This window comes from Pseudomonas sp. CC6-YY-74 (genome assembly GCF_002025205.1).
Taxonomy (GTDB): domain Bacteria; phylum Pseudomonadota; class Gammaproteobacteria; order Pseudomonadales; family Pseudomonadaceae; genus Aquipseudomonas; species Aquipseudomonas paeninsulae.
On record NZ_CP019947.1, the window covers coordinates 3154752 to 3177142 of the forward strand.

At 64.3% G+C, this 22391-nt stretch carries 20 protein-coding genes and 1 pseudogene; 10 read left to right on the forward strand and 11 right to left on the reverse strand.

All coding sequences use genetic code 11. The features are described from left to right. Positions 1 to 1335, forward strand: a complete 1335-nt coding sequence (locus tag B2D37_RS14395; RefSeq protein ID WP_218190325.1) for a GGDEF domain-containing protein — start codon at positions 1 to 3, stop codon at positions 1333 to 1335. A 20-nt stretch (positions 1336 to 1355) separates the two neighbouring features. Continuing rightward, on the forward strand, positions 1356 to 2096 hold the full coding sequence (locus B2D37_RS14400; RefSeq protein ID WP_079203328.1) for an ABC transporter substrate-binding protein: 741 nt from the start codon (positions 1356 to 1358) through the stop codon (positions 2094 to 2096). Positions 2097 to 2249: 153 nt separating this feature from the next. Here B2D37_RS14400 and B2D37_RS14405 read toward each other — a convergent pair whose 3' ends face one another. From B2D37_RS14405 to B2D37_RS23130, 5 genes and pseudogenes are all read right to left on the reverse strand, one after another. After that, positions 2250 to 4358: a TonB-dependent copper receptor gene (locus tag B2D37_RS14405; RefSeq protein WP_079203329.1), complete on the reverse strand. Its 2109-nt coding sequence runs from the start codon at positions 4356 to 4358 to the stop codon at positions 2250 to 2252. Positions 4359 to 4442: 84 nt separating this feature from the next. After that, positions 4443 to 4766: a DUF2946 domain-containing protein gene (locus B2D37_RS14410; protein WP_256573081.1), complete on the reverse strand. Its 324-nt coding sequence runs from the start codon at positions 4764 to 4766 to the stop codon at positions 4443 to 4445. A 140-nt stretch (positions 4767 to 4906) separates the two neighbouring features. Next, entirely contained in the window at positions 4907 to 5395 is a 489-nt protein-coding gene (locus B2D37_RS14415) for a copper chaperone PCu(A)C (RefSeq protein ID WP_079203331.1), read from the reverse strand. A gap of 146 nt (positions 5396 to 5541) precedes the next feature. Further along, positions 5542 to 5928, reverse strand: a complete 387-nt coding sequence (locus B2D37_RS14420; RefSeq protein WP_079203332.1) for a DUF2946 domain-containing protein — start codon at positions 5926 to 5928, stop codon at positions 5542 to 5544. Between the two features lie 28 nt (positions 5929 to 5956). Beyond that, positions 5957 to 6061: pseudogene (locus tag B2D37_RS23130) on the reverse strand (LysR family transcriptional regulator); the annotation flags it as partial. 102 nt (positions 6062 to 6163) lie between these two features. On the opposite strand from B2D37_RS23130, the gene B2D37_RS14425 reads away from it, so the two are divergent. From B2D37_RS14425 to B2D37_RS23745, 5 genes are all read left to right on the forward strand, one after another. Then, positions 6164 to 6457, forward strand: coding sequence for a putative quinol monooxygenase (locus B2D37_RS14425; protein ID WP_079203333.1), 294 nt, complete (start codon positions 6164 to 6166; stop codon positions 6455 to 6457). A 26-nt stretch (positions 6458 to 6483) separates the two neighbouring features. After that, entirely contained in the window at positions 6484 to 7500 is a 1017-nt protein-coding gene (locus B2D37_RS14430) for a zinc-binding alcohol dehydrogenase family protein (RefSeq protein WP_079203334.1), read from the forward strand. 112 nt (positions 7501 to 7612) lie between these two features. Continuing rightward, the gene (locus B2D37_RS23355; RefSeq protein ID WP_177345228.1) at positions 7613 to 7882 is read left to right on the forward strand and encodes a DUF2790 domain-containing protein; all 270 of its coding nucleotides are present in this window, start codon (positions 7613 to 7615) and stop codon (positions 7880 to 7882) included. A gap of 194 nt (positions 7883 to 8076) precedes the next feature. Next, positions 8077 to 9915 carry a bifunctional diguanylate cyclase/phosphodiesterase gene (locus B2D37_RS14440; protein ID WP_177345229.1) on the forward strand — a complete coding sequence of 613 codons (1839 nt, stop codon included), beginning with the start codon at positions 8077 to 8079 and terminating at the stop codon, positions 9913 to 9915. Between the two features lie 102 nt (positions 9916 to 10017). Further along, positions 10018 to 10152, forward strand: a complete 135-nt coding sequence (locus tag B2D37_RS23745; RefSeq protein ID WP_256573082.1) for a hypothetical protein — start codon at positions 10018 to 10020, stop codon at positions 10150 to 10152. 476 nt (positions 10153 to 10628) lie between these two features. Here the strand turns inward: B2D37_RS23745 and B2D37_RS14445 are convergent, their stop codons facing one another. The 3 genes from B2D37_RS14445 to B2D37_RS14455 all read right to left on the reverse strand — a co-directional run bounded on the left by B2D37_RS14445 (position 10629) and on the right by B2D37_RS14455 (position 16321). Beyond that, entirely contained in the window at positions 10629 to 11819 is a 1191-nt protein-coding gene (locus tag B2D37_RS14445) for a Bcr/CflA family multidrug efflux MFS transporter (RefSeq protein ID WP_079203337.1), read from the reverse strand. 266 nt (positions 11820 to 12085) lie between these two features. After that, the gene (locus B2D37_RS14450) at positions 12086 to 15223 is read right to left on the reverse strand and encodes an efflux RND transporter permease subunit (RefSeq protein WP_079203338.1); all 3138 of its coding nucleotides are present in this window, start codon (positions 15221 to 15223) and stop codon (positions 12086 to 12088) included. A gap of 12 nt (positions 15224 to 15235) precedes the next feature. Next, positions 15236 to 16321 carry an efflux RND transporter periplasmic adaptor subunit gene (locus B2D37_RS14455; protein ID WP_256573083.1) on the reverse strand — a complete coding sequence of 362 codons (1086 nt, stop codon included), beginning with the start codon at positions 16319 to 16321 and terminating at the stop codon, positions 15236 to 15238. Between the two features lie 209 nt (positions 16322 to 16530). Between B2D37_RS14455 and B2D37_RS14460 the strand changes: the two genes are divergently transcribed. Beyond that, complete coding sequence (locus B2D37_RS14460; protein ID WP_079203340.1) at positions 16531 to 17157, forward strand: TetR family transcriptional regulator; 627 nt, start codon at positions 16531 to 16533, stop codon at positions 17155 to 17157. A gap of 186 nt (positions 17158 to 17343) precedes the next feature. On the opposite strand, the gene B2D37_RS14465 is transcribed toward B2D37_RS14460, so the two are convergent. Next, complete coding sequence (locus B2D37_RS14465) at positions 17344 to 17556, reverse strand: heavy-metal-associated domain-containing protein (protein ID WP_079203341.1); 213 nt, start codon at positions 17554 to 17556, stop codon at positions 17344 to 17346. Positions 17557 to 17708: 152 nt separating this feature from the next. On the opposite strand from B2D37_RS14465, the gene B2D37_RS14470 reads away from it, so the two are divergent. Both B2D37_RS14470 and cueR read left to right on the forward strand, forming a co-directional pair. Beyond that, complete coding sequence (locus B2D37_RS14470) at positions 17709 to 20096, forward strand: heavy metal translocating P-type ATPase (protein WP_079203342.1); 2388 nt, start codon at positions 17709 to 17711, stop codon at positions 20094 to 20096. A gap of 141 nt (positions 20097 to 20237) precedes the next feature. Next, entirely contained in the window at positions 20238 to 20654 is a 417-nt protein-coding gene (gene cueR / locus B2D37_RS14475) for a Cu(I)-responsive transcriptional regulator (RefSeq protein WP_079203343.1), read from the forward strand. Positions 20655 to 20893: 239 nt separating this feature from the next. Here the strand turns inward: cueR and B2D37_RS14480 are convergent, their stop codons facing one another. Together B2D37_RS14480 and tesB are read right to left on the reverse strand one after the other, a co-directional pair. Next, positions 20894 to 21487: an HAD family hydrolase gene (locus tag B2D37_RS14480; protein WP_079203344.1), complete on the reverse strand. Its 594-nt coding sequence runs from the start codon at positions 21485 to 21487 to the stop codon at positions 20894 to 20896. A gap of 16 nt (positions 21488 to 21503) precedes the next feature. Then, positions 21504 to 22373, reverse strand: coding sequence for an acyl-CoA thioesterase II (gene tesB, locus B2D37_RS14485; protein ID WP_079203345.1), 870 nt, complete (start codon positions 22371 to 22373; stop codon positions 21504 to 21506). Between the last annotated feature and the right edge of the window lie 18 nt (positions 22374 to 22391).

The window sequence follows — 22391 nt, forward strand, 5'->3', positions numbered from 1 at the left end:
GTGTTTGGCCTGCCTGCCAGCGAGGTGACGCGCCCCAGGCCAGTAGGCTCGCTTGGCCGCCGGCTGGTGCTGGCGACCCTGGTGTTTTGCCTGGTGTTCACCCTGATCACGGTCGCAGTGCGCACCTGGTCGGCATGGCACAGCAACCTGGCCGCGATGACCAGCGAATTGACCCTGATCGACCAGGTGTTCCAGCGCACGCTGGCCAAGGCGCTCTGGGAAGTGGATCATGAATCCTTGCAGACCCAACTCGACAGCGTCGCCCAGGTCGCCCCCGTAGGCCGAGTGCAGCTGCGCATTCTGCGCGCCGGCCGCCCGGCCGAAATACTCGAGAAGCAGAGCGGATCGCGCCCACCCTCAGCACTGGCGCCCGTGCTACAGCACATGCTGATCTACGCGCCCTATCCCGGCGCCAGCGAGACGGTCGGCGAGCTGACCCTCGAAGGCGATGAGCAGCTGCTCTGGCAGCGCCTGCAAATGGAGGTGGCCGGCATCGTCCTCACCCAGATCATCCAGTCGCTGCTGTTGGCGGGGCTGATCATGTGGATGTTCAACCGCTCGGTCACCGTGCACGTACAGCATATCGCCCGCCACCTGAACCAGTTATCCCCCGCCAACCTCAAGCAGACCCTGCGCCTCGGCCGCTCGGAGGCGCGCCACGATGAACTGAGCCTGCTGGCGGTGGGCGTCAACGGCCTGCAAGACAAACTGTCGACCTACCTCGAGCGGCAACGCCAGGACGAACACGACCTGGCGGCGCACCGCGACCACCTGGCCGAGCTGGTCGAAGCGCGTACGGTCGAGTTGCGCGCGGCCAATAGCCGCCTGGAGGAACTCACGCGCAGCGACCCGTTGACCGGACTGGCCAACCGCCGGCATTTCGACGAACTCAAGGACGTCGAGTTTCGCCGTGCCTTGCGCCTGGGCCAGCCGTTGTCGGTGCTGATGTGCGACCTGGATTGCTTCAAGCTGTACAACGACACCTACGGTCACGCCCTCGGCGATCAATGCCTGCAAGCGGTGGCCGCCACCCTGAACAGGGTCTTCGCCCGCGCTGGCGAGCTGGTGGCGCGGATCGGCGGCGAAGAATTTGCCGTGTTGCTGCCGGGCGCCGATGCGCTGGCCGCACGCACGGCCGCAGAGCGTCTGCGTCTGGAGCTGGCGCAGCTGGCGATCGAACACAGCAGTTCGCCGGTGGCCGCCTATGTGACGCTGAGCATCGGCGTCGCCCAGTTCGAGCCGGAGACGATGGATCATTTCGATTTGCTCATGCTGCGCGCCGACCAGGCCCTGTACCGGGCCAAGCATCTGGGGCGCAATCGAATCGCCGTTTGATAACCACACCGAGGCCCCTCATGAGATTGCGCCCAACCATCTGGTTCGCCCTGCTGCTGGCACTGCTCTGCGCCAGCAGTCACGCCGAAAGCATCAAGGCCGTCACCGAAGACACCTCCTACAGCTACCTGCAAGACGGCCAAGTGGCCGGGCCGGCGAGTCGGGTGGTCGAAGCCATGCTGCAGCGCGCCGGACTCAATGATTACAGCCTGGCCCTGTACCCCTGGGCGCGCGCCTACGACATGGCGTTGCAGCAACCCGACGTGCTGATCTACCTGATCGCCCGCACCCCGGAGCGCGAGCCGCTGTTCAAGTGGGTGGGCGAGGTCACGCGCATCGAATATCACTTCTACAAACTGCGCGAGCAGCCGGACATTCGAGTGCACTCACTGGCGGACGCAAAAAACTACAGCATTGGCGTATTGCGCGACGACGTGCGCCATGAGTACCTGCAGGCCGAGGATTTCACCAAGTTGGTGGTCGCGGCGCACAACCGCGACAACTTCAAGCGACTGCTCAATCGGCAGGTCCAGTTGGTCCCCATGCCGAAGCGCGACGTCATCCTGCTGTGCGCAGAGACTGGGGTCGACTACGCCAGCCTGGAGCAGGTTTACACCCTGGACGCGCTCACCAGCGACCTCTATATGGCCTACAGCAATTCGACGGCCGACGAGATAGTGACGCGTAGCCGCGGCGCGTTCGCCAGCCTCAAGGCCGAGGGGCAGTTGATGCAACTGCTGAACGCCCAGCCTGCGCCCTGAGACCTGCTGCTAGCCAGCATCTGCCTAGGGCGTTTTCAATCGCCTATGAGTAGCGCTGCGCTCAAGCCTACGCGGCCCGCCACATCCTACGAAGTTGGCACCGCCGTGCTGGCCGCCGGTATGGGCAGCGACCAGCGCGGCGGACCGGCGCACTCAGAAGCTGAAGTCGAGCTTGCTCCAGAGGATACGGCCCGGCTCGTTGACCGCTTGCGGATCATCCGCCGAGAAGCCAAAGCCGGCGTTGCCCGCCAGATTCAGGTGCTCGCCGTAGTCCCGGTCGAACAGGTTGTCGACCCCGGCGCTGAGCTTGACCGAGGCACTGATGCGGTAAGCGCCATTGAGCGAGAACACGGCAAAACCACCACTCTTGCCGAAATCCTTACCGACCACATTACCCTTGCCCTGATCCACCCGGTTCTGCGCGGCAACCACCCGCCACAACGCCCCGGCACTCCAGTCGCTGCGCTCATAGCCCAGGCCGAAGCGGGCCTCCAGCGGCGGCGTCTGCGCCAGCGGGCGGTCGTCCGAGCTGTTCTTGCCCCAGGCATAAGCCAGGCTGGCATCGGTTTTCCAGTTGCTGTCCAGGCGGTAACTGGCGCCCAACTCGCCGCCCATGATGCGTGCATCGATATTGCTGGCCTGCGAACGGGTATGCCCCGGCATCATCCCTGGACCGTAGCTGAACAGGATGTAGTCACGCACCTGGCCGACATAGGCAGACGCCCAGGCCTCCAGCTTGTCGCGCCGGTAGTGCGCGCCGAAATCGAGCTGGGTGGTTTTCTCCGGGACGAGGCTTTCCATCGGTTGGACAAAACCGACTGGGCCATGGCTGGCGGAGAACAACTCCCAGTAATCGGGGAATCGCTGGGCGTGACCAAGACCGACATAGACAGTCGCGGGCACGCCGGCGAGATCCTGCTCATAGCGCAGAAAACCGCTGGGCAGGGTATCGCTGCGGGTTTCGTCGGCCGTCGGGTTGGCACGCAGGGTCATGCCGCTGCCCAGGGTCTGGCGGTAATCCTTGACCGAGGCGCGATCCAGCCGCGCACCGGCAATCCAGCGCTGACCGCGGGTGACATTCCAGGTGAGCTCGCCGAACAGGCCATAATTGTGGAACACCGCGTCCTTGTCCCAGGCGAACTGGTCGTAGTCGGTATAAGCGCTGTTCATCATAGTGAAGCTGGAGGCGCGCTTGCGGTGCTCGTTGCGCTGGCCATCCATACCGCTCTTGAGCTCGACCTGCTGCCAGTTCCAGGTGCCGACCAGACGGCCACCCAGGGTGCGGCGATCGACATTGCTGGCCAGCGGATTGGCCATCATGCCGCTGCCCGAGGGAGTGCGCAGGCTGAAGTTGTCCATCACGTGGTCGGCATAGTTGTAATACACCTGCCCTTCCAGCGCGCTGAACAGCTCGCCGATGTTGTCCTTCTTGAAGCGCAGCCCCAGGCTCTCACGGAGGAACTGACTGCCGTCCATGCCACGCCCGGCGTAACGCGCCTCGCCATCGCCACGGCCACCACTGAGTTCGATCAGGCTGTCGTCGTCCGGGGTCCAGCCAAGCAGCACATCGCTGTTCCATTTGTCCCAGCGCGACGGCACGGTATCGCCGTTGCCATCCTGGTAATCGTCGGCCCGGGCCTTGTTCGCCAATACCCGCAGATAACCCTGGCGGCCACCGGCAGTGGCATCGATGCGGCGGTCGAAGCGGCCGTTGGAGCCGGCCAGAATGCTGCCATCGACACGCCCGCCCAGTTCGTTGAAGGGCTCGGTGTCGCGCTCGAAGAGAATGGTCGCGGCCGAACCGCCCGGCCCCCAGAGCACGCTCTGCGGCCCCTTGATCACGGTTAGCTGGTCGAAATTCTCCGGCGACAGGTAGGAGGTCGGCGCATCCATGCGATTGGGGCAGGCGCCGAGCATCTGACCGCCGTCCATGAGGATGTTCAGACGCGAGCCGAACATGCCGCGAAACAGTGGATCGCCATTGGCGCCACCGTTGCGAATGGCATTGAAACCCGGAATGGTCTTCAGGTAGTCGGCGCCATCGCTGGCCGGCATCGGCTGGCGCGGTTGTTTGGGGTCGGTCACCACGGTCAGCGGTGAGTGATGGCTGGCGCCGGTGATGACCAGCGGGGGCAATGCGATGGCCGCGTCATCGGCCAGCGCCGGAGAACTACAGAACACGGCAGCGCACAGCGGCGCCAGGCGAAAAGGGGCAGGCAGACGCAAGGCGCCTGGAATACGAGCACAGGTAAGGGCAGGCATGATTTTTCCAAGATCGAGACAATCCAGCGCGCCGGCAACAGCCGTCCTACAGAGGGTGCTGGCGCGTGAGAGCAACAAAAACGATCAGCAAAGCAACGGCGGCGCGCGACTGCGCGAACCGGGGAATACCGGCGAAGCGGGAACATGCTGCGAGCCGCCGGCAGGGATAGAGGGCGTAGCGAAGAGCGCTGACCCGAGCAGCACCAACGCCGGACTGGCCAGCGCCGGGCTGCTGAACAACAGGGTGCAGTAGCCGCATTTGGCCCACAGCGGATCATGCGCATGGCTGTCGCTGGCACCCGCAGAGTGGCTGGCCGGGTGTTCGCTGCAACCCAGCTCGGCGCGCCCGGGCGGTTGCGCGGGCACCAGCCACTGCGACAGCAGCGGGCCGATACAGAGCAACAGCATGGCCAGCAATGCTGGCTTCAGCCCCCTGCGACGGTTAACTAGCTGTGCTGGTGCCTGCATCGATCAGTGCCCGTGAGTCCTGCCGCAATTATTGTCCAGTGTGGCAGGACGCTCATTGTCCCCGGTCAAGACAGCCATCATCAGTGCTGATGGGCGGCGTCCTGGGTCGCGGGCGCAGTCGTGGCTGCGGGCGCTTCCGTGAGCACGACAACCAGGACCTCGACCTTGCCGGCCTTTTCGAAGGTCAGCGTCAGCGGGAAACGCTCACCCTCCTTGGCCTGCTGTTGCAGGCCGAACAGCATCACGTGGTAGCCCATGGGCTCGAACTTCACTGCACCACCGGCCGGAATCGCCACGTTCTGCACCTGCTGCATCTTCATCAGGCCATCGGCATGCATGTGCTCATGCATCTCGGCCTTGGCGGCCACCGGGGTTTGTACGCTGAGCAGGCGGTCGGCTTCCGGGCCCTGGTTGTGCACCACGAAATAGGCTGCGGCGGTCGGCGCCACCGGCGGCATCGCGCGCGACCAGGGGTGCTCGATCTGCAGCTCGCCTACCCGGTAGTCGTGGGCGCTGGCCAGCAGACTGGTGCCGAGCAGTGCAGCCAGGAGCAGGGTTTTCTTCAACATGCGGACTCTCCAAATCATCGGGGGTGGCGGCGCCGAGCCATCTGCTGCGGCGCGCGGTAACGCATTGGTCGGTTGGCCGTCGGCGCGGTGCCAACAGACTCAACCGGCTGCTCTGGGCAGCATTCAACCTTGAAGGTTTGCCGAAATCAGGCGAGCGACGGGGAGGCGCGGGGATTGGCCGAGGGCCAGAGATAGCGGACGGGACGCGGGACCAAGGCTGGCGCAGCCAGCGGCGGGCGACTGGCCGCGAGCAGCCCGAGCAGGCCGAAAAAGGCGGCGAGGATGATGGCACTGAAGGTCGAACTGAGCGAGCAACCGGAACCCGTGGCCGGGCTGACCGCAGGTATCCCGGAACCAGTCAGATCCACTCCGGCAGCGAAATTGCCCTCGAAGGAGCAGTACTGACCATCCAGGCCGCTGAGCTGTAAACCGGCCATCTGGCCATGGCCGATGCTGCAGGCGAACGCACTGAACAGGACGCTGAAATACAGCATCCAGGCGATCAGCGAGCGGTCGTTACGGGGCAGGTTCATGGGGCGCGACTCTAGCATTGGATTCGGGCGCGATTCGCACCGCCGGCGATATATCCAGGAGCCGGGCAGCGGCTGACAGGCTGCCGGCCTCCGCAGTGCGCACGAACAGCTGCAAGTCATCGAAACGCAACATGGCGGGCCATTTTCAAAAAAATATTGAAAGAGACTCTACTCCCATACGCTTTTTTCGGGTTAATAAATAGACGAGCATGGCTCTCTAACCTGGAGTCCCCCCATGCCCACACCCATCACCCTGATCGCCACCCTGACCCTGCACCGGGCTCCCGATGCCCTGCAGCTCGAAGGCCTGGAGAAACTGGTAAACGCCAGCCGCGCCGAGGCGGGTTGCCTGCAGTACGACCTGCACCAACAGCACAGCGCTGACAATGTCCTGGTAATGATCGAGCAATGGCTCGACGCCGAGGCCCTCGCCGCACATCAGGCTACTGCGCACTACCGAGCATTCGGCGCGGCCTTCAACGCGCAACTCGTCAGTGTCGAACTCAACCACCTGCGACGCATCATCTGACTGCGCCCCCAGATCGAGGAACCCTTATGAAAGCCATCGCCTACCTGCAATCGCTACCCGCCGAACACCCCGAGTCGCTGCAGGACTTGCAACTGCCAGCGCCCAGCCCTGGCCCGCGAGACCTGCTGGTCGAGGTCAAAGCCATCTCGGTGAATCCGGTGGACACTAAAATCCGCAGTAACGTGGCGCCAGAGAATCGGCAACCCAAGGTGCTCGGCTGGGACGCCGCCGGCGTGGTCAAAGCCGTAGGTAGCGAGGTCAGCCTGTTTCAACCGGGTGACCAGGTGTTCTATGCCGGCGCGATCAACCGCGCCGGCGCCAACAGCGAGCTGCATGTGGTGGACGAACGCATCGTCGGTCACATGCCCAGCAGCTTGTCGTTCGCCCAGGCCGCGGCGCTGCCGTTGACCGCAATCACCGCCTGGGAATTGCTGTTCGAGCGCTTGCAGATTGCCGAAGGCAACACCGATCAGGGCCAGAGCCTGCTGATCGTCGGCGCCGCCGGCGGGGTCGGCTCGATGCTCACCCAGTTGGCCCGTCAACTCACCGGGCTGACCGTGATCGGCACCGCCTCACGCCCGGAGACCCAGGCCTGGGTGCGCGAGCTGGGTGCGCACCACGTGATCGACCACAGCAAGCCCCTGAGCGAAGAACTCAAGCGCATCGGCATCGATCAGGTGACCCACGTCGCCAGCCTGACTCAGACCGACCAGCACTTCGCTCAACTGGTCGAAGCCTTGGCTCCGCAAGGGCGCCTGGCGCTGATCGACGACCCCGCGCAACCGCTGGACGTGATGAAGCTCAAGGGCAAGAGTCTGTCGCTGCATTGGGAGCTGATGTTCACCCGCTCGCTGTTCGAAACCGCCGACATGATCGAGCAGCACCGCCTGCTCGATCATGTCGCCGAACTGATTGATGCCGGCGTACTGAAAACCACCCTCGGCGAACACTTCGGCACCATCAATGCGACCAATCTGCGCCGCGCCCACACCCTGCTGGAAAGCGGCCAAGCCCGCGGCAAGGTGGTGCTCGAGGGGTTCTGAAACCGTGGCGTTGCCGGCCCCCGGCAACGCCGAGCAACGGCATGTCGAGCCTGTAACGGCATGCCGGTTGATCGATCTATTGAGATGTGAGCATTCTTACCAGGTCAGCATCATGCAACCTCTCATCCCCCTCACCCTCGCCGCGAGCTTCGCCATCGTTGGCGCAACGTGGGCCCAAACCCCTCTCAGCCAAAACCCTGAAGACGTGCAAGCGGTGGACTATCACTACGGCATGTCCCTGGATATCCAGAAAGTCATCCAGATCAGCGACAACTCGAACAAGGTCCGCGTGGTGCCCGCGACCATCACCTTCCTCGACAGCAACGGCAAGCTGCACAAGGTCAACTACCTGGAACTGGGTCACCACGACAGCAGCGACTGACCCCGCCACTCACCCCGCTGGCGCCTGCTATCTGGCTATTCGCCGGCAGGCGGGCTGCCAGCGCGGCGCTGGCAGCCCTTTCCCCCAACAAGCGGCCAACAGCCGACTAGACTACAAGTACGCTCAAGGCATGCCAGGCAGATTACGGCATGCCCAGCGGCCTCTCGCGAACCCGCGACTCATCGGAGGTAAGGATGCGTTCCGAGCTAACAGCCCCAGTGCGCCTGGCCGGCGTCTACATCCTGTTCAGCAGCGTCTGGATTCTCGCCAGCGACTCCCTACTGATGGCCATGGTCAACGACAGAGCCTTGAACAGCCAGCTGCAAACCGCCAAGGCCGTGTTCTTCGTACTGCTCAGCAGCCTGCTGATCTTCTACCTCAGCTACCGTAACCGCCGCGCCCGGCATGAGTTGCTCAACGCCCTGGCGCACAACAGCCGACTGCTGCAGCACACCCAGCGCAACGCCGCCCTCGGCAGCTGGGAATATGATGGGCACATGCACTGGAGCCCTGAGGCCCTGCAACTGCTAGGCCGCGACCCGGGCTGTGAATACAGCAGCACCGAGCAATTGCTCAGCTGGCTCTACCCGGCCGAGCGCCCGACCCTGCAGCGCGCCTTGCAGAGTCTGCGCGAACAGCACACGCCGATGGCAACCAGTGTGCGTCTGCATCAACCGACGCAACAACAGGTCACCTGGCTGATGTTGCGGGGCGAGGCGGACGCCAATGGGCAGATCCTCGGTACCGTGCAGGACATCAGCCCCCAGAAGCGCGACGAAACCGCCCTGCGTGAAAGCGAGCAGCGTTTCCGCCAACTGTTCGAGCAAACCCCGCGGATTGCCGTGCAGGGTTATGACCGCGAACGTCGGGTGATCTATTGGAACCAGGCCAGCACCCAGCTCTATGGCTATAGCCTGCAGGAAGCCATGGGCCGGCGTCTGGAAGAGCTGATCATCCCGCCCGCCGCGCGCAGCAAGGCCATCAGCGCAATCAACCGCTGGCTGCTCGGTGGCCCGCCGATTGCCGCAGCGGAGTTGCAATTGCAGCGCAAGGACGGCAGCAAGGTATGGGTGTACTCCACCCATTCGATGCTGCCCAACAGCCGCGACCAACTGGAGTTGTACTGCATCGACATCGATCTCAGCGAACAGAAGCAGATCAATCTCGAACTGCAAGCCAGCGAGGGGCGTTACCGCGAACTGGTCGAACAGCTGAACGAAGTGATAGTGCTGACGGACGCCAGCGGCCACCTGAACTTTCTCAACCCGGCCTGGGAAAAGCTTAGCGGCTATGCCGGCTACGAATGCCTCGGTCGACCGTTGACCCAGTTTCTCGACGGCGCAGACGCGGCGCGCTTCAACCAGCAGCTCAGTGCCATCGACAACGGCCAGCAGACCGGCCTGCGTGGCGAATTCCGCCTGCTCACCCGCCAGGGCCAACTGCGCTGGATAGACATTCAGTTAAGCCACAGCCCATCGAATAGCATGCTCAACGGCAGCCTGCATGACATTCATGACCGCCAGCAATTGCAGCAACTGCAGCACGCGCGCAACGCGGTACTCGATGAATTGCTCGCCCGCCGCCCCCTGGCGCACATCCTCGACGGCATCAGCCAGCGTTTACAGGATCTCAATCCGCACATGCAGGTGTCGATCATGCTGCTGGACGAGCAGCAGTGCCTGCGTCTGGTCGCCGCGCCCAGCCTGCCCGAGCTGTATCGGCAGGCCATCGACGGCCTGCCGGCGCGGCTCGAACTCGGCTCATGTGGTCACGCCGCGTGCAGCGGCGAACTGGTGATCGCGGAAAACCTCGATACTCATCCCTACTGGCAGGCGTTTCGCACCCAGGCCCTGGCCGCCGGTTTACATGCCTGCTGGTCGCTGCCGTTCAAGGACGACAACGCGCGGGTACTCGGCACCTTCGGCATCTACTACGACCACCCCAAACGGCCGAGCCAGAGCGATATCGCCCTGGTCACCGAGTTCACCCGCCTGGCCAGCCTGGCCGTGCAACAGTTGCAGCGGCAGCGATGAACGGCGCAGGCCGACCACCACCAGTCGGCCACTTGATCCCTGTCAGGAAACGTACATTTGCCAGGACTAGACTGATCCGCCTAACTCGCGGAGGTGTCGTTCATGAACATCAGCATTCAGTCACTGCAGCAAGCCGAAGGTGTCTGCTGGCAAGTACGTTTCGCCCGCCATAGCGTGACCTTCCGCAGCGAAGCCGAAGCCCGCCAGTTCGTCGCCACCCTTGAAACGCGCCTGTAAGCCCCGCATCAATGGCCGAGTCAGATACAACGCGCCGCCAGCTGAGCAGCAGAACGCAGGGAGATCCGGGCGGCGTTCCGATCGGAGCGCTGCGAAAAACCGCCAGCCTTTGTGGCGCGCCAAGCGGCCAGTGGTGCACTGCCTTCGGCGAGTGACACCCTGTTCGTGGACTGCCCCAGATCGGGCGGATTGCTCGAGATCGCTTGATCGTCTCCACGTCGAGGCGTCGAACCGTCCACGTGGCATGCAGCCCGAGACCGTAGGATGTGCGGGCCGCGTAGGCTGAGCGCAGCGATACCCATCGGGCGGCTTATGCCTGTAGCCGCTGACAGGGCGAATATCGATGATGGGTTACGGCGCGTTTGTTCTGCTGACAGCAGGTCAATTTGCGGGCGCCTCACCCATCTACGGTCTTGATCCTTGAGTGCCCACGTTTGCTGCGCGACAGCGCGGCGTCGAAGACGGGACGACCCCGCTTACCAACCCGGATAGCCACTACGCCGCTCCGCCCAGCGGGTGAAGCGCGAGCAGAGTACGGCCAGCGCGGCGCAGCCGCAGATCACCAGCGCCATCGGCCAGGCGCTGCCGTCATGCAGCACACCGACCAATGCCGCAGCGCTGGCGGCTATGCCGAACTGCAGGCAACCGAGCAATGCCGAGGCGCTGCCGGCATGCGTGCCCTGGCCGGCCATGGCGCAGGCCGAGGCATTCGGCAGGAGAATGCCGAGGCAGGCGATGCAGCCGAACAAGGGAATCAACAGGGGCCACAGCGCCGTCGGGCGCGAGGTCGCAATCGCTAGCAGCAGCAAACCGCAGGCCAGATAGAACCACACCGTGCGCCGCAGCCAATAGCCCGGCCCATGCCGCGCCACCAGCCAGGCATTGAGTTGCGCCACCAGGATAAAGCCCAGGGCATTGCTGCCGAACAGCCAGCCGTAGTGCTCGGCCGGTACGCCGTACAATTCGATGAAGACGAAGGGCGAACCGGCGATATAAGCGAACATTCCGGCGACGGCCAAGCCGCCGGTCAGCGCATGGCCGAGAAACGGCAAGTCGCCGAGCAGCCGCCGGTACTCGCCCAGCGCGCCGCGCAATGGCGCTCTCGGCGCGTCGACAGCCAGGGTTTCCGGTAGCCACAGCGCCACGCCGAGCCAACTGAGCACGCCGAACGCGAACAGGCAGACGAAGATCGACTGCCAGCCGAGCCAACTCAAGAGCATGCCACCGGCCAGCGGCGCGAGGATCGGCGCCAGGCCCATGACCAGCATCAACTGGGAAAATACCTTGGCCGAGGTAATTGGGTCGCACAGGTCGCGCACCACGGCGCGGTTCACCACCATGCCGGCGCAGCCGCCGAGGGCCTGGACGAAACGCGCGGCTATCAGCCATTCCAGGCTCGGTGCCAGCGCACAGGCCAGCGAGGCCAGGCTGAACAGCAGCACCCCGGCGAGCAGCGGCTTGCGCCGGCCGAAACGGTCGGCCAACGGCCCATAGATCAGTTGTCCCAGCGCCAGGCCAATGAAATAGGCGGCCAACGACAACTGCACATGCTCGACGTCAGTGGCGAAAACCCGCGCCAGGGTGGGAAAACTCGGCAGGTAGAAGTCGATGGCCAGGGGGCCAAACGCGCTCAAAGCGCCGAGGATCAGCAAAAGGCGTAATGGCATGGAGCTCCAGGGCAGTTTGAATGTGGATATTGACGGGGCGGGCCCGGCGCCGATAAACCAATCCAACGCCAGACGTAGGGGAGTTTGCCGCGTGCCTCCATCCCCGCCCGGAGTGCGCAGCCTGACGCGCGGTAACCCACCGTTTCCGGCATTTCCGGCATTTCCGCTGTTGGTACCGGCGCTACCGGGTACGCGGCCTTCGCTGGGCGTGGTGAATTTGCTATCGGGGCAGGCCGCTAACCTGGCCGTCCTCGACCGCCCTGCGCCTATGGCTCGCCGGCCGGCTCTTCGGCTTTGTTCCGGCCTTTGCGCAGTTTTTCCGCCAAGGATTCCACCAGCAGGTAGAACATCGGGATCAGGAATATCGCCAAGAAGGTCGCCGCCAGCATGCCGCCAATCACCCCGGTGCCGATCGAGTGGCGGCTGGCTGAGCCGGCGCCACTGCTGATGACCAGGGGCACCACGCCGAGGATGAAGGCCAGCGAGGTCATGATGATCGGCCGAAAGCGCAGGCGCGAAGCCTCCAATGCCGACTCGAAGATACCCATGCCCTGTTTGCGGCAGATCACCGCGAACTCGACGATCAGGATGGCGTTCTTCGAGGCCAGCCCGATCAGAGTCAACAGGCCGACCTGGAAGTACACGTCGTTCTCGATGCCGCGCAGCCAGACCGCCAGAATCGCCCCGAACACCGCGAACGGTACGGCGCTCACCACCGCCAGCGGCAGGGTCCAGCGCTCGTACTGCGCCGCGAGAATCAGGAACACCATGATCAGACCGAAAACAAACGCAGTGCTGCCGGAACCCTGGGTGGCCTGCTCCTGAAAGGCCGAACCGGTCCAGCCGATGCTGTAGTCGCTGCCCAGCATCTCATCGGCCACTTGCTGGATTGCCGCCAGGGCCTGACCGGAACTGTAACCGGGTGCCGGCCCCCCGAGAATCTTCGCCGCCGGGTAGACGTTGAACCGCGCGTAGCTGTCCGGGCCGAGAATCCGCTCGACCTTGACCAGACTGGACAACGGCACCAGCTCGCCGCTGGACGAGCGTACATAGACCTGGGCCAGGTCTTCCGGCTTGCTGCGGAACTCCGACTCCGATTGCAGGCTGACCTGAAAGGTACGCCCATACAGGCTGAAATCGTTGACGTAGTAACTGCCGAACGTCGCCTGCATGGCGGTGAACACATCACTGATCGACACGCCCAGGGCACTCGCCTTGGTCCGATCGAGGTCGATGTAGTACTGCGGCACGTTGGCACTGAAGGTGGTGCGCACCCCGGCCAGCTCCGGCCGTTTGGCCGTGGCCTCGAGGAAAGCCGTGACCTTGCTGGCCAACTGCGCGGTGCTGCCACCACTGCGATCCTGAATAAACCCCTCGAAACCGCCGGTGGTGCTCATGCCGGTAATCGGCGGCGGGTTGAAGGTCATCACCAGACCATCCTTTTGCGCCGCGCCCATGGCCATGAAGGTTTTCGTCAGGTTGCGCGCGTCCAGTTCCGGCGTGGTGCGCTCACTCCAGTCCTTCAGCGGCACGAAGGACACCCCGGCGTTGCTGCGCGTGCCGAAGGTGAGAATGTCGAAACCGGCGAAGGTCACCACATCCGCGACTGCCGGGTGGTCCATCAACTGCTGGGTGACCGCGCTGGTCAGCTTCTCGGTGCGGGTCAGCGAGGCCGCCGGTGGCAGGAAGTAGGCATTGATCACATAACCCTGATCCTCATCCGGCACCAGTGAGCTGGGCACTCGGCTGAACAGCGCCAGCATCAGTGCGATCATCACGCCAAACAGCAGCAGGCCGATCGCCGAACGCTTGAGGAAGAAGCGTACGCCAGCGGTGTAACCGTTGGTGAGGCGGTCGAACAGGCGGTTGAAGGCGCGGAACGGTGCGGCCGGCTGCTGATGGCCCGGCTTGAGCAATACCGCGCACAGCGCCGGACTCAGGGTCAGCGCGACGATGCCGGAGATCACCACCGACACGGCGATGGTGATCGCGAACTGCTTGTACATCTCACCCGCCAGGCCGCCGAGAAAGCCCACCGGCACAAACACCGCGCAGAGCACCAGGACGATGGCGACGATCGGCCCGGTGACCTCCTGCATGGCCTTGATGGTCGCCTCGCGCGGGCCGATCTTGTCCTCGTTCATGACCCGCTCGACGTTCTCGATCACCACGATGGCGTCGTCCACCACGATGCCAATCGCCAGCACCATGCCGAACAGGGTCAGCAGGTTGATCGAGAAACCGAGCAGGTACATGCCGGCGAAAGTGCCGATCAGCGACACCGGAATGGCCAGCAACGGAATCAACGTGGCGCGCCAGTTCTGCAGGAAGATGAACACCACCAGCACCACCAGCACCAGAGCCTCGAAGAAGGTGTAGATCACCTCCTCGATGGAGACCTTGACGAACTTGGTGGTGTCGTAGGGGATCTTGTAGGTGATGCCCTCGGGGAAGTTCTTCGACAGACGCTGCAGCGTGGTCCGCACCGCTTCGGCGGTGTCCAGCGCGTTGGCACCCGGTTGCAGGTAGATGCCGAAGGCGGCGTTCTTCTGACCGTTGAGCGAGGTCATCAGCGAGTAGTCCTGGGCGCCCAGCTCGATCCGCGCCACATCCTTCAACAGCAGGCTGGCGCCGGTCTCGTCGCTGCGCAAAATCACGTTCTCGAACTCTTGCGGATCGGTGAACCGCCCCTGGGTGGTCACCGTATAGGTGAAGTCCTGCTCCTGTTGCAGCGGTTGCTGGCCGAAGCTGCCGGCGGCGAACTGCGAGTTCTGCTCGCGAATGGCGCTGACCACATCGGCCGGCGTCAGGTTGTACTGTGCCAGTTTGTCCGGGCGCAGCCAGATGCGCATCGAGTAGTCTTTCGAGCCGAACTGGCGGGCGTCACCGATCCCCGGCAAGCGCTTGAGCTCGTCGATCACGTTGATCAGCGCGTAGTTGCTGATATACACCGGGTCGCGCGAGCCATCCGGGGAGAACAGGGCAACCACCTGGAGGATGTCCGAGGACTTCTTCTCCACCTTGACGCCTTGCCGACGCACCTCTTCCGGCAGCTTGGCCAGGGCGGCCTGGACCCGGTTGTTGACGTCGATGGTGGCCTGATCGGGATCGGTGCCGACCTGGAAATACACCGACAGGCTCATGGCGTTGCCGCCGGAGTTTGACTGCTGGTAGATCATCCCCTCGACGCCGTTGATCGACTGCTCCAGCGGCGCGGCCACGGTCTCGGCGATCACCTGCGCGCTGGCGCCAGAATAACCGGCGCTGACCGACACCTGCGGCGGCAGAATCTGCGGGTACTGGGCAATCGGCAGCGCGCGCATGGCCATCAGGCCGGCGAGTACGATAATGATGGAGATAACTGCGGCGAAAACCGGGCGATCAATAAAGAAGCGTGAGAACACGGGGTACGCTCCTTAGGACTGCTTGGCGGATGAGTCGCTGGGCTCGGCGACCTTGACCGGCGTATCCGGGCGCACCTTGGGCAACCCCTCGACGATCACCCGGTCACCGGCGCTGATGCCGGACTCGATCACCCAGCGACCATTGGCGGTGCGCCCGGTGCTGACCTGGCGCGTGCGGGCGATGTTCTGAGCGTCGACCACGTACACGAAGGTACCGCGCGGGCCTTGCGCAACCGCGCGCTCCGGCACTGTGATGGCGCCGGGCAAGGTGATGCCCTTGACCACGACCCGCACGAACTGGCCGGGGAGCAGCTTCTGTTCCGGGTTGGGCACCACGGCGCGAGCACTGACGGTACTGGTGCTGCGGTCGATCAGGCTACCGGTGAAGTCCACCTTGCCTGCCAATGGATAGACCGAGCCATCGCCGAACTTGATTTCGACACGCATGTGTTGGTCTTCAGGCAGGGTCAGCGCGCCACTTTTCAAACCGCTGCGCACAACCGCAACATCGGTGTCCGGGGCGGCGAAATTGACGAAAATCGGGTCGAGCTGGGTGATGTTGGTCAGCAAGCTGGCGTTCGGATCGCCCGCGACCATCAGGCTACCCTCGGAAACGGTTTCGCGGCTGGTGATCCCCGAGATCGGCGCCTTCACCGTGGTGTAATCGAGATCGATCTGCTTGGATTGCACCTCGGCCTCGGCGGCCTGGATGTTGGCCTTGCTCTGCTCGAAGTTGGAAATCGCATTGTCCAGCTCGCTCTCGCTGGCGTAGCCCTTCTTCTGCAGCTCGCGGATCCGCTTGAGGTCGCGTTCGGTCTGCCGAAAACGCGCCTGTTCCTGGGCCAGTGCGCCCTTGGCCCGAGCCAGGGCGGCCTGGTAGGTGCGTGGGTCGATGCGGAACATCACCTGGCCCTGCTTGACCGCACTGCCCTCCAGATAGGTACGCTCCTGCAGGATGCCACTGACCTGGGCACGCACCTGTACCTCACGAAAGCCCGCGGTGCGGGCCGAGTACTCCAGCTCCAGCGGCAGCGGGCCAACCTTGACGGTCTCCACCAGCACTTCAGGTGCGGGGGGAGCCTCAGCGGCCTGGGTCATGGGCGCCAGCGCGCCATAGGCTAACGCCCCAAGAACAAGCGCGAGGTGACGGACAAAAAACATAAGGCTCTCCGGAGCAACACAATGCGTACCGCACAAAGGTGACGATGCTAATTACATACACTGCTGCTTGTAAACAAACCATCGTGTTCAAATTCAGTACACTCTGTTCCTCAATGCAGAGCCTAGACAGAATCCACCCGACCGTCATGCGCAGAACCAAAGAACAAGCCGAACAGACCCGCTGCGCCATCCTCGCCGCCGCCGAGACACTGTTTCTGGAAAAAGGTGTGGCCCACTCCAGCCTGGAGCATATCGCCCGCCACGCCGGAGTCACCCGTGGGGCGGTGTATTGGCATTTCGAGAACAAGGCTCACCTGTTTCACGAGCTGCTCAGCCAGGTGCGCCTGCCACCCGAGCAAATGGCCATGCGCCTGAGCGCCTGCGCCGGGCGCGATCCCCTGCTGGCGTTGCGCGAACTGTGTATCGAGGCCATCGAAAACCTCGCCCGCGACCCGCAGCAGCAACGCATCTTCACCATTCTCCTGCGCCGCTGCGAATTCACCGACGAACTGCGTGAGGCGGAGCAGCGCCACGCCGCCTTTATCAATCAGTTCATCGCCCTGTGCGAACAGCAGTTCGACCAGCCCGGCGTCAAACCGCGCCTGCAGCCAGGTATGAGCCCACGCCTGGCGGCCCGCACACTGCACGCGATGATCATCGGCCTGTTTAGCGACTGGCTGCGCGATCCGACACTGTTCGACCCGTTGAGCGACAGCGCACCGATGATCGACGCCTGCTTTCGCGGCCTGGTGCGCGACTGGCAGCAAGGATAGGTGCTAAGGGGGATGACGCTTTGGTCATCCCCCGCTATTGGTGGATGGGTGAAGCCTCTCCACCTTGCCCGGCTCTCGTAGCCCGGATGCAATCCGGGGAAGCGCATGGCCCGCACAACCTGCCCCAGGTTGCCGCCGGGCTACTCTCCCGGGTCAACCGCCGCGGGTGCATGACGGCATCGATGGTTACGCCAGGCCTGCGCCATAACCCGCCTCGGCAATTGCAATGATCAGCTCATCGCTCGACAAGCTGCTTACCACGCGCGCCTCACCGCCTTGTAACTTCACCTTTACATCGGCAGCCGGATCACGCGCCTGCAAGGCCTCGGTAATCGTCTTCACGCAATGCTCGCATGTCATGCCGTCGATCCTGAATGTGTGAACCTTTGATGCTTGCATGTGCAACCTCCTGATTAAATGTACGTCCGCATTTTGCGGGATGTGCTCAGTGTCCGTCTTCCCCCACAGGTAAGGTCAAGGCATAAAACAACACTTGACCTTCCCCATGGGTCAAGGTTGATCCTGTAGCGGAACTTAACCGAGGCTCCTCCATGTCCAGCCTGACCACTTTCGACCTGCCTATCAGCGGCATGACCTGTGCCAGTTGCGCCGGCCGCGTCGAGCGCGCCTTGCGCAAAGTACCCAACGTCACCAGCGCCACGGTCAACCTGGCCAACGAACAGGCGCGTATCGAGGCGCCAGTGGACAGCCTGGAGCAGTTGCTCGCCGCCGTCGCCGGCGCCGGCTATGAAGTGCCCAGCGAACGCCTGGAGCTGGCCATCAGCGGCATGACCTGCGCCAGTTGCGTCGGCCGCGTCGAGCGCGCCCTGGCGCAACTGCCAGGCGTCCTCACGGCCAGCGTCAACCTGGCCACCGAGCACGCGCTGCTACAGGTCACTGCGGGTCTCGACCCACAAAGCCTGTTGCAGGCAGTCGCCAAAGCCGGCTACACGGCCACCCTGCTGGATAGCGAGACGCCCGCCAAGCCCCAGGCCGAACGTCATTTGCAGCGCGAGCGCTGGGCGCTGGCACTGGCCTTGCTGCTCACCGCGCCACTGTTGATCCCGATGCTGGCGGAGCCGTTTGGCGCCCACTGGATGCTGCCGGCCTGGCTCCAGTTCGCCCTGGCCACGCCGGTGCAGTTCGTCCTCGGCGCGCGCTTTTACCGCGCCGCCTGGCTAGCCCTGCGCGCCGGTGCTGGCAACATGGATCAACTGGTCGCCCTGGGCACCAGCGCCGCCTATGGCCTGAGCCTCTATCAATGGGCGATCACCCCGAGCGGCACGATGCCGCACCTGTACTTCGAAGCCTCGGCGGTGATCATCAGCCTGATCCTGCTCGGCAAATACCTGGAAAGCCGCGCCAAACGGCAGACCACCAGCGCCATTCGTGCCCTGCAGGCACTGCGCCCGGATCAGGCGCTGCGTCTGCGCGATGGCGTCGAGCAGTGGGTGGCACTGAGTGCCCTGACCCTGGGCGATCAGGTGCTGGTCAAGCCCGGCGAGCGCTTCCCGGTCGACGGCCAGGTGTTGCAAGGCCAGAGCCATGCCGACGAAGCCTTGATCAGCGGCGAGAGCCTGCCGCAGCCCAAGCAGCCGGGTGACAAGGTTACCGCCGGGGCGATCAACGGCGAGGGCCGCCTGTTGATCGAGACCACCGCCCTGGGCGCAGAAACCGTGCTGGCCACGATCATCCGCCTGGTCGAGGACGCCCAGGCGGCCAAGGCACCGATCCAGAAACTGGTGGATAAGGTCAGTCGGGTATTCGTACCGACGGTGCTGCTGCTCGCCCTGGCCACCCTGCTGGGCTGGCTGCTGTTCGGCGCCACGCTGCAAACCGCGCTGCTCAATGCCGTCGCCGTGCTGGTGATCGCCTGCCCCTGCGCCCTCGGCCTGGCCACGCCAACGGCGATCATGGCCGGCACCGGAGTGGCCGCGCGCCACGGCATCCTGATCAAGGACGCCGAGGCGCTGGAAGTGGCCCATGGCGTCACGGCAGTGGCGTTCGACAAGACCGGCACCCTGACCTCTGGCACGCCACGAATCGCCCACATGAGCGCGCTCGATGGCGACACCGCCAGCCTGCTGCAACTGGCCGGCGCCCTGCAACGTGGCAGCGAACACCCGCTGGCCAAGGCCGTGCTGGATGAATGCACCGCCCAGCAGCTGCCGCTGGCCGAGGTGGTCAACAGCCAGGCCCTGGCCGGACGCGGGATTGCCGGGCAGATCGGCGAACGCCAGCTGGCCCTGGGCAACAAACGCCTGCTCGAGGAGGGCTGGCTGCACAACCAGACCCTGGTCGCCGAGGCCCTGGCCTGGGAAGCCGAAGGCCGTACCCTGTCCTGGCTGATCGAACAGGCACCGACGCCTCAGGTGCTGGGGCTGTTTGCCTTCGGCGACACCCTCAAAGCCGGCGCCGCCGAGGCCATCGCCCAGCTCAAGGCGCAAGGCATCAGCAGCCACCTGATCAGCGGCGACAACCGCGGCAGCGTCAATGCGGTAGCCAGCGCCCTGGGCATCGACGCCGTGCATGCCGAAGTGTTGCCGGCAGACAAGGCGGCGATTATCGGCGAGCTGAAAAACAACGGGGTGGTGGCGATGGTCGGCGACGGCATCAACGATGCCCCGGCGCTGGCTGCCGCGGATGTCGGCATCGCCATGGGCAGCGGCACCGATGTGGCCATGCATGCCGCCGGCATCACCCTGATGCGCGGCGACCCGCGCCTGGTGCCGGCGGCGCTGGACATCAGCCGGCGCACCTACAACAAGATCAGGCAGAACCTGTTCTGGGCCTTCGTCTACAACCTGATCGGCATCCCCCTGGCCGCCGCTGGCCTGCTCAACCCGATGCTCGCCGGGGCCGCCATGGCCTTGTCCAGCCTCAGCGTGGTGAGCAATGCGCTGCTGCTCAAGACTTGGAAACCCAAGGACCACACCTAGCCTGCATGAAATTCGTAGGAGCGGCGGGGACGCCTAGTTCATGCCCACGAAGCTTTTGCTCGAACGGCTTTCGCGGGCATGGGGCTCGGCGCCCCCCTCGCTCCTACATTTTGTGCCCACGCCCCAACTGGAGAGCGACCGATGAATATCGGCCAAGCCGCACAGAAGACCGGCCTCAGCGCCAAGATGATCCGCTACTACGAGAGCATCGAACTGTTACCGGCCGCCGGACGTAGCGACAGCGGCTATCGCCAGTACGGCGCGCAGGACCTGCATCGCCTGGCCTTTATCAAACGTGCGCGGGATCTGGGGTTTTCCCTGGCCGAGGTCGCCCAACTGCTGACCCTGTGGCAGGACCGCCAGCGCGCCAGCGCCGACGTCAAGACACTGGCCGCCGGGCATATCGCCGAACTCAACCACAAGATCGCCGAACTCAGCAGCCTGCGCGACACCCTGCAGGACCTGATGCAGCACTGCCAGGGCAATGACCGCCCCGACTGCCCGATCCTCAAGGATCTGGAGTCCGGCGGCAGCAACCACACAGTCAGCAACCCGTAGGGTGTCACTCGCCGCAGGCAGTGCACCATTGGCTGCTTGGCGTGGCACACAAGCTGGCGGGCTGTCGCTGCGCTCCGAGGCCGCCCTACCCGCAGGCAGTGCACCATGGTTTATCGGCGCAGCACAAAAGCCGGCGGATTGTCGCTGCGCTCCGAAGCCGCCCTACCCGCAGGCAGTGCACCCTGGTTTATCGGCGCGGCAGAAAAACTGGCGGGTTGTCGCTGCGCTCCGAAGCCGCCCTACGGCACGAGCGACCGCTGCAGCACGGCGCAATCCACGGCGAAGTGATCGGTCAATTCCGGCCAGGGATTCTGCGCCAGGTTGACCAATACGCTGCAGGCACCGGCGGCGCGGGCGCATTCCAGGTCGAAGCGGTAGTCGCCGACCATCACCAGCTCATTCGGCGTCACCTGCCAGCGCTCGGCCAGGTGCAGCAAACCGCCGGGATCGGGCTTGGGCGGCGCCTCGTCGCGGCCGAGAATGTCGCCGCTGGCGAAGCAATCGCCCAGACCGATCGCCTGCAGCGTCACCAGCGCCAGCTCATGGGCGTTGCGGGTGAGGATACCGAGCCGGCAGTCGCGCTCTTTCAGGGCGCGAACCAGCTCGATGGCCCCCGGCGCCGGCTCGGCGCTCAGCGCCAGCTCGCGCTCGTGCTCCAGCAGCCAGAGGTACTTGGCGGCCGCTACATCCTCGGGCAAGGCTGCCAGGTGATGGAGGATGTCGTGCTCCAGGGGGATGTCCAGCGCCCGCTTGATCGCCTCGAAGTCATGCACCGCCAGGGTCAGGGTGCCGTCCATGTCGAACACCCAGTGACGCGCCGTTTGCAGCCTCATTGCCAGTCCTCGCGGCTCACTTCCAATCCTCACGGATTCGGGTCAGGCCTTCCTGGGCGACCGAGGCGACCAGCTGGCCCTGGCGATTGAAGATGCTGCCGCGCGAGAAGCCACGGGCGTTGCCGGCCCAGGGGCTGTCCATGGCGTAGAGCAGCCATTCGTCCATGCGCAGGTTGCTGTGAAACCACAGCGAGTGATCGAGGCTGGCCACCTGCATGAACTTCTGGAACACCGACACCCCATGCGGCAGCATCGAGGTGGTCAGCAGGTTGAAGTCGCTGGCATAGCCGAGCAGGTACTTGTGCAACTGCGGGTCGTCCGGCAGGTCACCGGCGGCGCGGAACCACACGTACTTGACCGGTTCGCTCGGCTGCGGGGCAAAAGGGTTGCTGACCGTCACCGGGCGGATTTCGATTGGCGAGTCGGCCACTGCGCGCTCGCGCATGCGCTCTGGCAGAGAGTCGGCGACCAGTCGGGCCAGCTCGGTTTCCGATTTCAACCCTTCAGGCCCCGGCACATCCGGCATCGGGTTCTGATGGTGAAAGCCTTCCTCGTCGTACTGAAAGGAAGCACTGCAGGTGAAGATCGGCTTGCCCTTCTGCACCGCCGTCACCCGCCGAGTGCTGAAGCTACCGCCATCGCGTACCCGGTCGACCTGATAGACCACCGGCAGGGCCGAGTCACCAGGACGCAGGAAGTAACCGTGCAAGGAGTGCACATGGCGATCCGCCTCGACCGTCTGGCTGGCCGCCGACACGCATTGACCGAGCACCTGACCGCCGAACAGCTGACGGAAACCCAGATCCTGACTGGCACCGCGAAAGAGGTTTTCTTCGATGGCCTCCAGGCTCAACAGGGCGACCAATTCGTCCAGTACCTGACTCATGCTTGTTCTCCAGTAACC

Bases quoted from the DNA above. Each gene is read 5' to 3' on its own strand.
- B2D37_RS14400 (WP_079203328.1), top strand. From the start codon at position 1,356: ATGAGATTGCGCCCAACCATCTGGTTCGCCCTGCTGCTGGCACTGCTC.
- B2D37_RS14405 (WP_079203329.1), bottom strand. From the start codon at position 4,358: ATGCCTGCCCTTACCTGTGCTCGTATTCCAGGCGCCTTGCGTCTGCCT.
- B2D37_RS14410 (WP_256573081.1), bottom strand. From the start codon at position 4,766: ATGCTGTTGCTCTGTATCGGCCCGCTGCTGTCGCAGTGGCTGGTGCCC.
- B2D37_RS14415 (WP_079203331.1), bottom strand. From the start codon at position 5,395: ATGTTGAAGAAAACCCTGCTCCTGGCTGCACTGCTCGGCACCAGTCTG.
- B2D37_RS14420 (WP_079203332.1), bottom strand. From the start codon at position 5,928: ATGAACCTGCCCCGTAACGACCGCTCGCTGATCGCCTGGATGCTGTAT.
- B2D37_RS14425 (WP_079203333.1), top strand. From the start codon at position 6,164: ATGCCCACACCCATCACCCTGATCGCCACCCTGACCCTGCACCGGGCT.
- B2D37_RS14430 (WP_079203334.1), top strand. From the start codon at position 6,484: ATGAAAGCCATCGCCTACCTGCAATCGCTACCCGCCGAACACCCCGAG.
- B2D37_RS23355 (WP_177345228.1), top strand. From the start codon at position 7,613: ATGCAACCTCTCATCCCCCTCACCCTCGCCGCGAGCTTCGCCATCGTT.
- B2D37_RS14440 (WP_177345229.1), top strand. From the start codon at position 8,077: ATGCGTTCCGAGCTAACAGCCCCAGTGCGCCTGGCCGGCGTCTACATC.
- B2D37_RS23745 (WP_256573082.1), top strand. From the start codon at position 10,018: ATGAACATCAGCATTCAGTCACTGCAGCAAGCCGAAGGTGTCTGCTGG.
- B2D37_RS14445 (WP_079203337.1), bottom strand. From the start codon at position 11,819: ATGCCATTACGCCTTTTGCTGATCCTCGGCGCTTTGAGCGCGTTTGGC.
- B2D37_RS14455 (WP_256573083.1), bottom strand. From the start codon at position 16,321: ATGACCCAGGCCGCTGAGGCTCCCCCCGCACCTGAAGTGCTGGTGGAG.
- B2D37_RS14460 (WP_079203340.1), top strand. From the start codon at position 16,531: ATGCGCAGAACCAAAGAACAAGCCGAACAGACCCGCTGCGCCATCCTC.
- B2D37_RS14465 (WP_079203341.1), bottom strand. From the start codon at position 17,556: ATGCAAGCATCAAAGGTTCACACATTCAGGATCGACGGCATGACATGC.
- B2D37_RS14470 (WP_079203342.1), top strand. From the start codon at position 17,709: ATGTCCAGCCTGACCACTTTCGACCTGCCTATCAGCGGCATGACCTGT.
- cueR (WP_079203343.1), top strand. From the start codon at position 20,238: ATGAATATCGGCCAAGCCGCACAGAAGACCGGCCTCAGCGCCAAGATG.
- B2D37_RS14480 (WP_079203344.1), bottom strand. From the start codon at position 21,487: ATGAGGCTGCAAACGGCGCGTCACTGGGTGTTCGACATGGACGGCACC.
- tesB (WP_079203345.1), bottom strand. From the start codon at position 22,373: ATGAGTCAGGTACTGGACGAATTGGTCGCCCTGTTGAGCCTGGAGGCC.